We start from the raw sequence: 13153 nt of genomic DNA, 5'->3' as shown, positions 1-13153 counted from the left end.
GCAATCAGTCGGCCCGAGCTAAGGGCCGTGAGCGTCCTGGGAGGGACTGAAGGTGAACAAGGCCCAGCTCATCGAGGCGCTCGCCGAGCGCCTTGGCGACAAGAAGAACGCCGCTGCCGCCGTCGACGGCATCGTCGACGTCATCGTCCGCAGCGTCCACAAGGGCGAGAAGGTCAACATCACCGGCTTCGGTGTCTTCGAGAAGCGTGCCCGTGCGGCCCGCACCGCTCGCAACCCGCGCACCGGTGAGACCGTGAAGGTCAAGAAGACCAACGTTCCCGCGTTCCGCGCGGGTTCGACGTTCAAGGACGTCATCAGCGGCACGAAGAAGCTGCCGCGCGTCACGGCCGCCAAGCCCGCCGCGGCCGCGGCGGCCAAGCCGGCCGCCGGGACGAAGGCGCCGGCGACCCGCAGCACCACCGCGCGTACCACCACTGCGCGCGCGACGCGCAGCACCGGTACCGCCACGCGTGCCGCTGCGGCAGCCACGAAGGCACCGGCGACCCGCCGGACCGCCGCGGCTGCGAAGCCCGCCGCCACCGCCACCAAGGCCGCGCCTGCGAAGAGCACCGCGACCAAGGCGACCGCCGCGAAGCCCGCGGCGGCCAAGGCGACCGCGGCGAAGCCCGCGGCTGCGGCGGCCAAGAAGGCCGCCACGCCGAAGGCGTCGACGGCGAAGGCCACCACGGCCGCCGCCGCGAAGCCTGCGGCGAAGAAGGCCCCGGCCAAGAAGAAGTGAAACCCGGCCGGGTGATCACCGGCCAGGCGCGCAACACAAGCTCAGGGCCCGATGCGGACGCGCACCGGGCCCTGAGCGCTGTCTACCCAACCCCCACCGCCCCAACCCCGCACAGCCCACCTCAGCCCCTCTTCCACCCACCCACCTCGGAACCCCGAACCACCCGAGCCCTCACCCCCACCCCGCGCCCCTCCACCTCCACCCTGCGCGCCTCCAACCCCCACCCCGCGCGTGTCCTACCTCCAGAACGCGCGTGTCCTACGTTCAGAACGCGCGAGTCGTACCTTCAGGTCGCGCGTGTCCTACGTTCGGAACGCGCGAGTCCTACGTTCAGGACCCCTGAGTTCAACGCTCAGAACGTCCGAGATGACTGCGCGGAGCCGAGCGGACTCCCCACGTGACCCGACCGGCCGAGTCGGGTGCACGACTGGCCGATTGCCGGTGTTCCCAGGGTCAGGTGGTGGGCGTGGGCAGCGCGGTGGGGAAGTAGTGGGCCGAGACCAGGCGTGGCCAGGCGGTGTGCGAGTCCGAAGTGGACCACCCCGGCTCGGGCCGCCGGAACGTCAGCAGCCACGTGCTGCCCTTCTTGCACGGCGTGCCGTCCAACGAGAGACCGCCCAGGTCGGCGAGGGTGGACACGATGTCCGGAATCACCCCGCCCTGGCTGCACACGACCGGCGTGCCGGCGCCGTCGGCGATCTCCAGCAGGCGCACCAACCCGGCTTCCCGGTCCGGCCAGTACCCCTCCTCGGACAACCGCGGCTCCAGCAGCACGCCGACGCCCAGGTCCTCCGCCACCCCCTGAACGGTCTCCACGCACCGCACCCGGGGCGCGGAGTGCACCCGCGCGGGCCCCCACAACGGCAGCATCGACCGCAACCCGCCCGCCTGCCGCCACCCCGCCGAGCTCAACGGCCGCAGGTCGTCGTCACCAGGCCAGTTGTCCCGCTTGCCCGCCTTCGCGTGCCGCACCAGCAACACCGTCGCCAGGTCCGCGGGCTCCGCCGAGAACGCCGCCAGCACCGACCGGTCGGTGTCCGCGGTCACCAGCGAAGCCGCCTCGGCGAACGGCACCCACCGCAGCTCGTCCACCTCGTCGTTCGGCACGAACGCGCCCGACTCGGCCCGCGCGCTGAAGTAGTCCACGACCTTCGGCCTGCCGAACGCCCGGTACGACACCTGGCGCAGGTGCCGCCCCAGCACGGCGCGGAACCCGGTCTCCTCCAGCACCTCCCGCACCGCCGCCGCGGGCACCGTCTCGCCGGGGTCCAACTTGCCCTTGGGCAGGGACCAGTCGTCATAACGCGGTCGGTGCACCACCGCCACGGATCCATCGCGCCACAGCACGGCGCCCGCCGCCCGGATCAAACGACTCACCCCAGCGCGCGGTGGTTGCGCAGCATCTCGGTCTGGTGGTCGCGCACCCTGGTGCCGTCGGCCGGCGACGCCTCCCACTCACCGTCGGGTTGCAGCACCCAGCACCGCGTGGTCGGTTCCAGGGCCGAGTCCATCATCGCGTCGAGCTGCGCGGTGAGCTTCGGGTCGGTCACCCGCAGCTGCACTTCCACCCGGCGGTCCAGGTTGCGGTGCATCATGTCGGCGCTGCCGATCCAGTGCTCGGCGGAACCGACGAAGTGGAACACCCGCGAGTGCTCCAGGAACCGGCCGAGGATCGACCGGACGTGGATGTTCTCCGACAGCCCCTTGATGCCCGGCTTCAACGCGCAGACGCCGCGCACGACCACGTCCACCCGCACGCCCGCCTGCGACGCCCGGTACAGCGAGTCGATGACCTGCTCGTCCACCAGCGAGTTCACCTTGATGCGCACACCGGCGGGCGACCCCGCCCGCGAGTGCTCGATCTCCCGCTCGATGCGCTCCACGATCCCGCGCCGCACGCCGTAGGGCGCGACGAGCAGGCTGCGGTAGTGGTCCTGCCGGGCGTACCCGGTGAGGACGTTGAACAGGTCGGTCAGGTCCGCGCCGATGGTCGGCTCGGCGGTGAGGATGCCGATGTCCTCGTACAGCCGGGCCGTCTTCGGGTTGTAGTTGCCGGTGCCGATGTGGCAGTACCGCTGGATCCGGGAGCCCTCCTGCCGCACCACCAACGAGGTCTTGCAGTGCGTCTTGAGCCCCATCAGGCCGTAGACGACGTGCACGCCCGCCTTCTCCAGCGCACGCGCCCACTTGATGTTCGCCTGCTCGTCGAACCGCGCCTTGATCTCCACCAGCGCCACGACCTGCTTGCCCGCCTCGGCCGCGTCGATCAGCGCGTCCACGATGGGGGAGTCGCCCGACGTGCGGTACAGCGTCTGCTTGATGGCCAGCACCCTGGGGTCGGCCGCCGCCTGCTCGATGAACCGCTGCACCGAGGTGGAGAACGAGTCGTACGGGTGGTGCACCAGCACGTCACCCTCGCGCAACGTGGCGAAGATGCTCTTCGGCGTCTCCCGCTCGCCGAACGCCGAGTGCGTGGCGGGCACGAACGGCGCGTCCTTGAGCTGCTTGCGGTCCACGCTGTAGAGCTGGAACAGGCACGACAGGTCGAGCAGCCCGGGCACCTGGACGACGTCGTGCGGGTCGACCTCCAGCTCGCGCAGCAGCCGTTCCAGCATGTGCTCGGTCATGTCGTCGGCGATCTCCAGCCGCACCGGCGGCCCGAACCGGCGGCGCGCCAGCTCCCGTTCCAACGACTTGAGCAGGTCCTCGTCCTGGTCCTCCTCGACCTCGAGGTCGGCGTTGCGGGTCACCCGGAACGCGTGGCACTCGATGACCTGCATGCCCGCGAACAGCTCGCCCAGGTGCGCCGCGATCAGGTCCTCCAACGGCAGGAACGTGGCCGTCGGGCTGGTCCGGTCGTTCTCCACGCGAACCAGGCGCGGCACGTTGTCCGGCACCTTGATGCGGGCGAACCGCTCCGCCCCGCCCTCCGGGTCGCGCACCGTCACGGCGAGGTTCAGCGACAGGCCGGAGATGTAGGGGAACGGGTGCGCGGCGTCCACGGCCAGGGGCGTGAGCACCGGGAACACCTGGTCGGTGAAGTAGTTGGACAGCCGCAGCTGCTCGAAGTCGCTGAGCTGCGCCCAGTTGACGATGCTGATGCCGTGCTTCTCCAGCTCCGGCTGCACGTGGTCGAGGAACGCCCTGGCGTGCTGCTCGACCAGCCCCTGGGCGCGCTTGGACATGTTCGCCAGCTGCTCGCGCGGGGTGAGGCCGTCCGCGCTGCGCACCGACAGGCCGGTCTCGTCGCGCCGCTTCAGGCCCGCGACCCGCACCATGTAGAACTCGTCCAGGTTCGACGCGAAGATGGCCAGGAACTTCGCCCGCTCCAGCAGCGGCTGGGAGGCGTCCTCGGCCAGCGCGAGCACCCTGGCGTTGAAGTCCAACCAGGACAGCTCCCGGTTGAAGTACCGGTCGTCGGGCAGGTCGGCTTGCGCCTCGGTGGCCGTGACGGCGGGCGGTGAGCTCGGGAACCGGGACGCCGACTCGGCCGGTTGCTGCGCCGCCGTGCCCGCACGCGTGCCGTTGCCGCCGCGTCGGGCGGCCGGGCGCGGTCGACGGCGCGGGGCGCTCGTCGAGGGCGTCGCCCTGGGCGTCCTCGTCCGTCGCTTCGGCGCGGGCTGCTCGGGAGTGTTGTCCGTGCTCACGATCAGCATTGTTCCCCAGAACGGGCGGTTGCGCGCCGATCGGAGCCGACCAGGAGGTGAACTCCGCGTCACAGCGGCCGGAGTCACACCGGTTCGAGCCACACCGGTTCGGGTCACGCCGGTTCGGGGTCGCGTCGGCTGGGGGTCGCGTCGGCTGGGGTTGCCGGTTGGGGGTCATGCCGGTTCGGGGTCATGCCGGTCGGGTCACGCCTGAGGAGTCACACCGGGCGGAGCACGCCCTGTACGTCGCCGGCGGCATCACGGACGAGGGTGACCCGTTGGCCGGGGCGCAGCGTGCGCCAGCCGCCTTCGGCGACGGCCTCGGCCGACACGTCCACCAGCACGCCGTCGTCGCGCAGGACGGTCGCTGAGCCGTCCGGGTGATGCGCGCTCACCGTCGCCTGCTCGGTCACGGGCCAAAGCTAGCCGATCGGCGGGTGGTGGCCGATCGGACGTCGCTGCCACGCTCCGCAATGGTCCCGTTACCGGAAGGAGTGGGCATGAGGGTTGTGGCAGGGGTGTTGGCGGCGTTGCTGCTCGGCGGCCTCACCGGTGCCGTCACCGGCCAGGCTCAGGCGTCCCCGGAGGCCGCGGCCGCGGAACCCGGGCGCGTCGGCCTGCAGGCGGCGGCGAAGAACGTCGAGCTGCGCGCGGCGATACCCGAGACCGAAGGCGCCATCTCCATCAACTTCATGCAGTACCGGCACCGCGACGTGATGTTCCTCAGCGGCACGTTCGGGCTCAAGACCTACGACGTCACGGACGTCGACCGGCCCAGGTTCCTCGACCACCTGACCAAGCAGGAGCTGGCGTTGCCGGGCGACGACGCCGAGCAGCGGTTCTGGGAGAACGAGGACGTCACCGTCGACCCGAACCGCAAGCTGGTGTTCCTGGCGCGCGAGCGCAGCGCGTTCGGCCGGCAGGTGGGCAACGAGCGGCCCACCGGCGTGTACTTCGTGTCCGCCGTCGACCCGGCGCGGCTTGAGCTGCTGAGCTTCGCGCCGATGGGCACCGGCCACATCACGTCGTGCGTCAACGACTGCTCGTACCTGTGGACGACCGGCTACGACGGCACGCCGACCGACGACCCGGACACCTACCGGCGTTCCGGCAAGGTGTTCGTCACCGACATCCGCGATCCGCGCAACCCGAAGACCCTGGGCACCTACGTGGACCTCAACCGCAACCAGGGCGAGACGCACATGACGCACGACGTCCAGGTGGACGCGGCGGGCATCGCGTGGGTGGCCGGCACGGGTGGGACGCGCGGCTACCACACGCGCGGGTGGCACCGCGATCCGTTGAGCGGGCAGGTGCGCGAGGCGACGCCGTACAGCCCGGTCCCGTACGCCGGTGGGGCGGCGGCGAAGCTGGACATGCCGACGTCGTTCTCGCACAACTCGTTCCGACCGGTCGGGCGGACGCTGAAGGACGGTCCCAAGCCGTCGCGCGAGCACCCGGCGGGCAGCTTGCTGCTGCACACCGAGGAGGCGTTCGGGTCGGCGACGTGCAAGGACCAGGGGCGGTTCGTGATCTCGTCGCTGGCGGGTTCGACGGGCGGCGAGTCGTGGCGGGCGACGCCCGAGCAGCCGTTCCACCTGAAGACGGTGGGCGTGTGGTCGCCGGACGACCAGGAGGGCACGCTGCCGGGGCCGGACACGTTCTGCTCGGCGCACTACTTCGACGTGCACCAGCGGATCGTGGCGTACTCGTGGTACGAGCAGGGGACGCGGTTCCTGGACATCTCCGACCCGGCGAACCCGATCCAGGTGGCGTACTGGCGGCCGGAGGGCGCGGTGTCGTTCGCCCCGTACTGGCACCGGGGTCGGGTGTTCGTGGCGGACCTGGCCCGTGGTGTGGAGGTGGTGAAGCTCACGGCGGCCGCGTACGAGGCGCAGGCCTCGCACACGAACGTGACGCTGAAGACGGCGCCGGTGTCGTCGGTGTCGGCGACCTTCCGATCGCTGGACGGCCCCCGCAAGCGACTGCCCCTCGCACCGGACCCGGACTACGGGTTCGCTTGCCCGATGCTCGTCGGTCGTTGCGTGCCGGGTGAACCGTGTTGCTGATGGGTGTCGGCTGTTGATGGGTGTCGGCTGCTGATCGGTGCGAGGAAGTGTTGAAAGGATCCAGAAGAGTCCTCGCCGGACGGGCAGATCAGCAGGATGACGGGGCCTCGCGGTCCGGTGCGGCTGTGTGGGGGGTCGGGTTTCGTGTCATCCCGCCGACCTCCACAAGGGCAACCACACGCGTCAAGGGGGCGGTTCCAGCGCAAGGTGCGGTAGGGCTGGAAGCGCCCCCTTGACACGTGCGGTTGGGCGGGGCCAGGTCGGCGGGATGACACGAAGCCCTTCCTATGGGAGGAAGAGCGTCAGCAGCGCACAGGGGTGCGGGATACGGTGGTTCTCAACCGCCGACGGGGGCCACGACGGCGGCTGTTCTGGGACCGAGACCCAGGTCGGATGCCAGGCGCAGGTCCTCGGCAGTGTCGACGTCCTGGCGCAGGGAAGGCCATGGGCCTACGAGTTCCATCGCCCCCGAAGCGGCATGGGCGGTGGCTGAGCCGATGCCGAAGGAAGGGGCCAAGGGGCCGCCGGGCGGCGACAGCAGCAGCGTCGTACCGGTTCCTTGGTGGTCCGCGCAGAACGCCCGCCCCCGGGCGGCCGCCAATGCCGCGGTCAGTTCCAGCGTCCGCAGAGCGGGCAGGTCGGCCTGCAGGGCACCCACGACCGACCCCGCGTCACGGGAACGCAGCACCCCGAAGCCGAACCGCAGTGACTCGTTCAACCCCTCCGGGCCGGCCACCGACTCGACGCCCAGCGCGCGCAGCTCCGCCACCACCGCCGGGTCGGACGTGACCGCCAACACACGGCGAACCGCCGGGATCGCGGCCGCGATCGTGTCCAACGCGAACGCCAGCGCGAGCGCCGGCCGGTCCAGCCGGGCACCGACCAGCCGTGACTTGGCCCGTTCCAGCGCCTTGACCGGCACCACCAGGTCGACGTCCGCTCGCACCAGGCCATACTCCCGGATGCCGGCTGGACCTGGCCACTGGCTCGAAGTCCGATCGAAGTCTGATTGTCCCCTCCGGCGACGTGGGGAAGACTCCAGGTCCACGACGAAGAGGGAGTGCAAGTGGCCAAGGAGAAGGGCGGCTTCTGGGTCGGGCTCGCCGCGGCGATCTTCTACCCCGCCACCGCGCTGATGGCGCGGCGGCGAAACGAGGGCGGAGAGCGGGTGCCCAAGAAGGGCGGCGCGCTGGTCGTGATGAACCACGTGTCCCACCTGGACCCGGTCTACGACGCCGTCTTCACGCACAAGCAGGGCCGCGTGCCGCACTTCCTGGCCAAGCACAGCCTGTGGAACGTCCCGGTCGTCGGCGCCGTGATCAAGGGCGCCCGCCAGATCCCGGTCTACCGGGGCACGGCCGACGCCCAGCAGAGCCTGCGCGCCGCGCACGAGGCGCTGGAGCAGGGCCTGGTGGTGATCATCTACCCCGAGGGCACGATCACCCGCGACCCGGACGGCTGGCCGATGACCGCCCGCACCGGCGTGGCCAGGCTCGCCCTGGAGCACGACGTGCCGGTGCTGCCCGTCGCCCGCTGGGGCACCCGCGAGGTCTACGACCACTACCGCAAGAAGTTCCGCCCGTTCCCGCGCAAGACCGTCGTCACGAAGGTCGGCGCACCGGTCGACCTGTCGACCTACCGCGACCAGCCGCAGAACCTCGCGTTGCTGCGCGAGGTCACCGACGTGCTGATGAACGAGGTGAAGGACCTGCTCGCGGACATCCGCGAGGAGCAGGCGCCCGACGGCTTCTACACCAAGAAGGCCTGACGTGGACCGGGTCGCGGTGCTGGGCGCCGGGTCGTGGGGCACCGCCTTCGCCAAGGTGCTCGCCGACTCCGGCACGGACGTGGTGCTGTGGGCGCGGCGGGCAGACGTGGCCGACGCCATCTCGAAGGACCGGGTCAACGCCGACTACCTGCCGGGCGTGGCGCTGCCGGCCAACCTGGCCGCCACCGCCGACGCCGAGAAGGCGTTGGACGGCGCCGGTGCCGTGGTGCTGGCCGTGCCGAGCCAGACGTTGCGGGAGAACCTGACCGGCTGGCGGCCGTGGCTGCCCGCGGGCGCGACGCTGGTCAGCCTGGCCAAGGGCGTCGAGCTGGGCACGCTCAAGCGGATGAGCGAGGTGATCCGCGAGGTGGCCGGCGTGCCGGAGGACCAGGTCGCGGTGGTCTCCGGGCCGAACCTGGCCAAGGAGATCGCGGCCGAGCAGCCCACCGCGACGGTCATCGCGTGCACCGACCACGACCGCGCGGTCGACCTCCAGCACGCGTGCTCCAACTCCTACTTCCGCCCCTACACCAACGTCGACGTGGTCGGCTGCGAGCTCGGCGGCGCGTGCAAGAACGTCATCGCGCTGGCCTGCGGCATGGCGGCGGGCATGGGGTTCGGTGACAACACGATGGCGTCGATCATCACCAGGGGCCTGGCCGAGACCGCCCGCCTGGGCGCGGCGCTGGGCGCGGACCCGTTGACGTTCGCCGGGCTGGCGGGCCTGGGCGACCTGGTGGCGACCTGTGCGTCGCCGCTGTCGCGCAACCGGTCGTTCGGGGAACGGCTGGGGCGTGGCGACTCGCTGGCGCAGGCGCAGGAGGCCGCGCACGGGCAGGTCGCCGAGGGCGTGAAGTCGTGCTCGTCGATCCGCGAGCTGGCCGCCCGGGTCGGCGTGGACGTGCCGATCACCGACGGCGTGCACCAGGTGTGCCACGAAGGGCTGGACCCGCGAGTGCTGACGGCGGCGCTGCTCGGCCGCGAGCCGAAGGCGGAACGGCAGTGACCTGGGGTGACGGCACGCGGGTCGTGCACTCGACGCCCGCCGTGCCGGGTGAGCCGTTCCTGGCGGGCCCGGTGTTCGCCACCGGCTACCACCTGGGCGGCGAGGACACCTACGGCCGGGCGCACAACCCGACCTGGCGCGCGCTGGAGGCGGCGCTGGGCGAGTTGGACGGCGGCACGACCGTGCTGTTCCCGTCCGGCATGGCGGCGATCTCGACGTTCCTGCGCGTGGTGCTCGCGCCCGGTGACGTGGTGGTGCTGCCCAGCGACGGCTACTTCCTGACCCGCACGCTGGTCGCCGGGATGCCGGTGGAGGTGGTCGAGGTGCCGACCACCGGCCCGTACCCGTCGCTGCACGGCGTGCGGCTGGTGCTGCTGGAGTCGCCGTCCAACCCGGGCCTGGACGTGTGCGACATCGCCGCGCTGGCCGAGGCCGCGCACGCGGCGGGCGCGCTGGTGGCCGTGGACAACACGACCGCGACGCCGCTCGGGCAGCAACCGCTGCTGCTGGGCGCGGACGCGGTGCTGAGCAGCGACACGAAGGCCGTCGCGGGGCACAGCGACGTGCTGCTCGGTCACGTGTCCACGACGGACCCGGACCTGGCCGAACGGGTGCGCACGGCGCGCACGACCGGCGGCGCGATCCCCGGACCGTTCGAGGCGTGGCTGGCACACCGCGGCCTCGGCACGCTCGACCTGCGGCTGAGCAGGCAGGCGGCGAACGCGGCGGCCCTGTACGACGTGCTCAAGACCCACCCGGCCGTCACGTGCCTGCGGTGGCCGGGTGCACCGGAGGACCCGGCGCACGAGGTCGCGTCACGGCAGATGCGGCGGTTCGGCGGGGTGCTGACGTTCGAGCTGGCGGACGCCGACGCGGTGGCGGCGTTCCTCTCGCGGTCCCGGCTGGTGTCCGCGAGCACCAGCTTCGGCGGCCTGCACACCAGCCTGGACCGGCGGGCGCAGTGGGGCGACCCGGTGCCGGAGGGCCTGGTCCGGCTGTCCGCGGGCTGCGAGGACACCGCCGACCTGGTCGAGGACGTGCTCGCGTCACTCTGACGGGTCCATCTCGTGGGACCTGGTTGCGCGGCGGCGGACGTGCTGACACCCTCGTCGGCATGTCCTTCCGCGCGATGATCGACGGGCGGGGTCACATCGACCTCCGCCTGGTCGCCAGCGCGCTCTGTCTGCCTCGGTGATCGTCCCGCGTCCCGCGAGCCGTGCGGCTCGCCACTCACCGAGCACACCGAGAAGGAACCATGTTCGCCGTTCCGGAGAACACCATCGCCCTGCCCCAGACGCACGCCGCGCTGCACCCCGTGCGGATCGCGCTCGACGTGGCGGCACGGCGTGAGCGCTGGGCCCACCTGCTCCGCTACGACCCCGACACCCGCTTCGCCGCGCTCGTGGACGCCACCGACGAGCAGGAGGTGTGGCTGATGAGCTGGTTGCCCGGCCAGCACGCCGACCTGCACGACCACGGCGTCACCAGCGGCGCGTTCACCGTGGTCAGCGGCTCGCTGACGGAGGTCGTCACCCCTGGGCCGACCCAGGTGCTGCACCACCTCGTGGCCGGGCAGTCACGCGTGTTCGGCCCCTCGTACGTGCACCAGGTGCGCAACGACGGCGTCGACCCCGCCGTCACGATCCACGTGTACCGCGACGGCGGGCGCACCATGCGGCCGGTCCACTTCGACCCGCTGACGGGGACTACCTCCGCGCGCTGACGTGCGGCGGCACGTCCCAGTCGCCGACGAGCGCCGGGTCGGGTTCGGGCTCGCCCCACACCGTGCGCAGCGGCAGCACGCCCGCCCACTTCGCGTTGGCGGTGACGTCCTCGGGCTCGTCGCCGGGCGGGCCGCTGCGGATCTTCACCGAGGCCTCGGCGAGGTCCAGGGACAGCACGGCGGTCGCGGCGACCTCCTTCGGCGTCGGCTGCCGGGCGTAGTCCCACGAGCCGGGCGCGAGGTGCTCGGTGAGCACCCGCAGGGCGTGCCGCTTGGCCTCCGGGTCGGTGACTGGGACGGCGGTGCCGTGCACGACGGCGGCGCGGTAGTTCATCGAGTGGTCGAACGCCGAGCGGGCGTAGACCACGCCGTCCAGGATCGTGACGCCGACGCACACGGGCACGCCCGTCGCGGCCTCGCGCAGGCTGCGCGCGCCGGTCGAGCCGTGCAGGTAGAGGGTGTCGCCGTCGCGGCCGTAGCCGGTGGGCAGCACGAGCGGCGCGCCGTCCACGACGACGGCCAGGTGGCAGACGAGGGCGGCGTCGAGGACCGCGTGCAGCGCCTCGCGTTCGGTCACGGCGCGCTTGCGGCCACGCTTGATGGTGCTGCGGTCCGTCGGTGACAACGTCATGCGACCAGCATTTCCGGTAAAGTGGCCCTTCTCAAGTGCCAATTCGCGGCGTTATGAGGAGGCCACTTTGGCGGAGACGGCGCTCGCGGTCGTGCTGGACCGCGACTCGGCCGAGCCGCTGGCCGTGCAGCTCGCGGACGCCCTGCGCGCGGCGGCGGCCGACGGGCGGCTGCGCAGCGGTGACCGGCTGCCCTCGACCCGGGCGCTGGCCGAGCGGCTCGGCGTGAGCCGGACCGTGACGGCAGCAGCATACGAGCAGCTGCACGCCGAGGGCTGGATCGCCGGGCGGCACGGCTCCGGCACGTACGTGACCACGACGCCGCCCGGCGCGTTGAAGTCGCGGACCCGGCGTGCGGCCGCGCCCGTGGTGCCGGCGGACGTGGTCGACCTCGCGCCGGGTGCGCCGTGGGCCGAGGGGTTGGACCGGGCGGCTTGGCGGCGGGCGTGGCGTGCGGCGGCGGACGTGCAGCCGTTGTTCCGGCCGGCCCGGGGTGGGCTGCCGGAGTACCGGGCGGTGGTGGCCGAGCACCTGTTGCGGCACCGGGGGCTGGCCGTGCGCGGCGGGTTGCGGGAGGAGCTGGTGCTGGCGACCGGCGGCACCACGGCGGCGTTGGTGGAGCTGGGGTCGGCCGTGCTGCGGCCCGGTGACGCGGTGGCCGTGGAGGAGCCGGGGTACCAGCGGGCGGTGTGGGCGTTGCGGTCGGCCGGGGTGAAGGTCGTGCAGGCGCCCGTGGACGCGGAGGGGCTGTTGGTGGAGGCCGTGCCGCCGGGCGTGCGGGGCGTGTACTGCTCGCCCGCGCACCAGTACCCGATGGGCGGTCGCATGTCGGCGGCGCGGCGGGTGGCGTTGGTGGAGCGGGCGCGGGCGGAGGGGTGGCTCGTGGTCGAGGACGACTACGACGGCGAGCTGCGGTACGACGTGGCGCCGCTGCCGTTGCTGGCGGCGTTGGCGCCGGACGTGGTGGTGCACCTGGGCACCACCAGCAAGATCCTCACCCCGACGCTCGGCGCGGGGTGGATGGTGGCGCCCGAGCCGATCGCGGCCGAGGTCCTGGCGCACCGCGACCGGACCGGCACCGGCCCGTCCGCGGCGGGCCAGCGGATCCTGGTCGAGCTGGCGCGCAACGGCGACCTGGGCCGGCACCTGCGCAAGCTGCGGCGTGAGCTGTCCGAACGGCGTGCCCTGCTGTCGGCGGCGTTCGGCGACGCCGGGATCCCCGTGCTCGGTGACGACGCGGGCGCGCACATCGTGGTGCCGCTGCCGTCGGCGCAGGCGGAGCGGGACGTGCTGGCCGAGGCGCACGACCGCGGCCTGCGGCTGGACGGCCTCGGCCGCCACCACGCCGGTCGGCCGAAGGTGCACGGCGCCGCGATCGGCTACAGCGCCTGCTCCCGTGACCAGCTGACCGCCGCGATCCCCGACCTGATCCGCATCATCGCCACCCGCGCCGAGCCGTCCTGAGCGTTCAACTCGGGGTACCTGGACGTAGGACTCGCGCGTTCCGAACGTAGGACTCGCGCGCGAGTCCTACGTCCAGGACCCGCGAGTCGTACCTCCAGGTACCCCGAG

At 72.4% G+C, this 13153-nt stretch carries 12 protein-coding genes; 7 read left to right on the top strand and 5 right to left on the bottom strand.

The window, feature by feature from the left end; translation table 11 throughout:
• Positions 1–52 precede the first annotated feature (52 nt).
• On the top strand, positions 53–739 hold the full coding sequence (locus AB0K14_RS16350; protein WP_360447102.1) for an HU family DNA-binding protein: 687 nt from the start codon (positions 53–55) through the stop codon (positions 737–739).
• Positions 740–1192: 453 nt separating this feature from the next.
• Here the strand turns inward: AB0K14_RS16350 and AB0K14_RS16345 are convergent, their stop codons facing one another.
• The 3 genes from AB0K14_RS16345 to AB0K14_RS16335 form a co-directional block, all read right to left on the bottom strand.
• Positions 1193–2116, bottom strand: a complete 924-nt coding sequence (locus tag AB0K14_RS16345) for an NUDIX hydrolase (protein ID WP_360447104.1) — start codon at positions 2114–2116, stop codon at positions 1193–1195.
• Complete coding sequence (locus tag AB0K14_RS16340; protein ID WP_360447106.1) at positions 2113–4395, bottom strand: RNA degradosome polyphosphate kinase; 2283 nt, start codon at positions 4393–4395, stop codon at positions 2113–2115. The genes AB0K14_RS16345 and AB0K14_RS16340 overlap by 4 nt, the downstream gene beginning before the upstream one ends.
• A gap of 209 nt (positions 4396–4604) precedes the next feature.
• Positions 4605–4799: a hypothetical protein gene (locus AB0K14_RS16335; protein WP_360447108.1), complete on the bottom strand. Its 195-nt coding sequence runs from the start codon at positions 4797–4799 to the stop codon at positions 4605–4607.
• An 87-nt stretch (positions 4800–4886) separates the two neighbouring features.
• Between AB0K14_RS16335 and AB0K14_RS16330 the strand changes: the two genes are divergently transcribed.
• Positions 4887–6455, top strand: coding sequence for a hypothetical protein (locus tag AB0K14_RS16330; protein ID WP_360447110.1), 1569 nt, complete (start codon positions 4887–4889; stop codon positions 6453–6455).
• A gap of 337 nt (positions 6456–6792) precedes the next feature.
• On the opposite strand, the gene cofC is transcribed toward AB0K14_RS16330, so the two are convergent.
• Complete coding sequence (cofC, locus tag AB0K14_RS16325) at positions 6793–7401, bottom strand: 2-phospho-L-lactate guanylyltransferase (protein WP_360447112.1); 609 nt, start codon at positions 7399–7401, stop codon at positions 6793–6795.
• A 120-nt stretch (positions 7402–7521) separates the two neighbouring features.
• On the opposite strand from cofC, the gene AB0K14_RS16320 reads away from it, so the two are divergent.
• The 4 genes from AB0K14_RS16320 (at position 7522) to AB0K14_RS16305 (ending at position 10952) form a co-directional block, all read left to right on the top strand.
• Positions 7522–8223: a lysophospholipid acyltransferase family protein gene (locus tag AB0K14_RS16320; RefSeq protein ID WP_360447114.1), complete on the top strand. Its 702-nt coding sequence runs from the start codon at positions 7522–7524 to the stop codon at positions 8221–8223.
• A 1-nt stretch (position 8224) separates the two neighbouring features.
• A complete protein-coding gene (locus AB0K14_RS16315; protein ID WP_360447116.1) occupies positions 8225–9229 on the top strand; it encodes an NAD(P)H-dependent glycerol-3-phosphate dehydrogenase in 1005 nt (334 codons plus the stop codon).
• Positions 9226–10284, top strand: a complete 1059-nt coding sequence (locus AB0K14_RS16310; RefSeq protein ID WP_360447118.1) for a cystathionine gamma-lyase — start codon at positions 9226–9228, stop codon at positions 10282–10284. Before AB0K14_RS16315 ends, AB0K14_RS16310 begins: the two co-directional genes overlap by 4 nt.
• 200 nt (positions 10285–10484) lie before the next feature.
• Positions 10485–10952, top strand: coding sequence for a cysteine dioxygenase family protein (locus AB0K14_RS16305; RefSeq protein ID WP_360447120.1), 468 nt, complete (start codon positions 10485–10487; stop codon positions 10950–10952).
• Here the strand turns inward: AB0K14_RS16305 and AB0K14_RS16300 are convergent.
• Positions 10936–11583 carry a pyridoxamine 5'-phosphate oxidase family protein gene (locus tag AB0K14_RS16300; RefSeq protein ID WP_360447122.1) on the bottom strand — a complete coding sequence of 216 codons (648 nt, stop codon included), beginning with the start codon at positions 11581–11583 and terminating at the stop codon, positions 10936–10938. The two genes, AB0K14_RS16305 and AB0K14_RS16300, sit on opposite strands and share 17 nt — an antisense overlap.
• Here AB0K14_RS16300 and AB0K14_RS16295 point away from each other — a divergent pair.
• Positions 11582–13045: a PLP-dependent aminotransferase family protein gene (locus tag AB0K14_RS16295; RefSeq protein ID WP_360447124.1), complete on the top strand. Its 1464-nt coding sequence runs from the start codon at positions 11582–11584 to the stop codon at positions 13043–13045. The two genes, AB0K14_RS16300 and AB0K14_RS16295, sit on opposite strands and share 2 nt — an antisense overlap.
• Positions 13046–13153 lie beyond the last annotated feature (108 nt).

The organism is Actinosynnema sp. NPDC050801 (assembly GCF_040673975.1).
Classification (GTDB): domain Bacteria; phylum Actinomycetota; class Actinomycetes; order Mycobacteriales; family Pseudonocardiaceae; genus Actinosynnema.
The sequence above is the reverse complement of the archived record's forward strand: the minus strand, read 5'-3'. Positions and strand labels throughout refer to the sequence as shown.

Coding starts and splice junctions, on each gene's coding strand:
- AB0K14_RS16300 (WP_360447122.1), bottom strand. CDS start 11,583: ATGACGTTGTCACCGACGGACCGCAGCACCATCAAGCGTGGCCGCAAG.
- AB0K14_RS16340 (WP_360447106.1), bottom strand. CDS start 4,395: ATGCTGATCGTGAGCACGGACAACACTCCCGAGCAGCCCGCGCCGAAG.
- AB0K14_RS16305 (WP_360447120.1), top strand. CDS start 10,485: ATGTTCGCCGTTCCGGAGAACACCATCGCCCTGCCCCAGACGCACGCC.
- AB0K14_RS16330 (WP_360447110.1), top strand. CDS start 4,887: ATGAGGGTTGTGGCAGGGGTGTTGGCGGCGTTGCTGCTCGGCGGCCTC.
- AB0K14_RS16295 (WP_360447124.1), top strand. CDS start 11,582: ATGCGACCAGCATTTCCGGTAAAGTGGCCCTTCTCAAGTGCCAATTCG.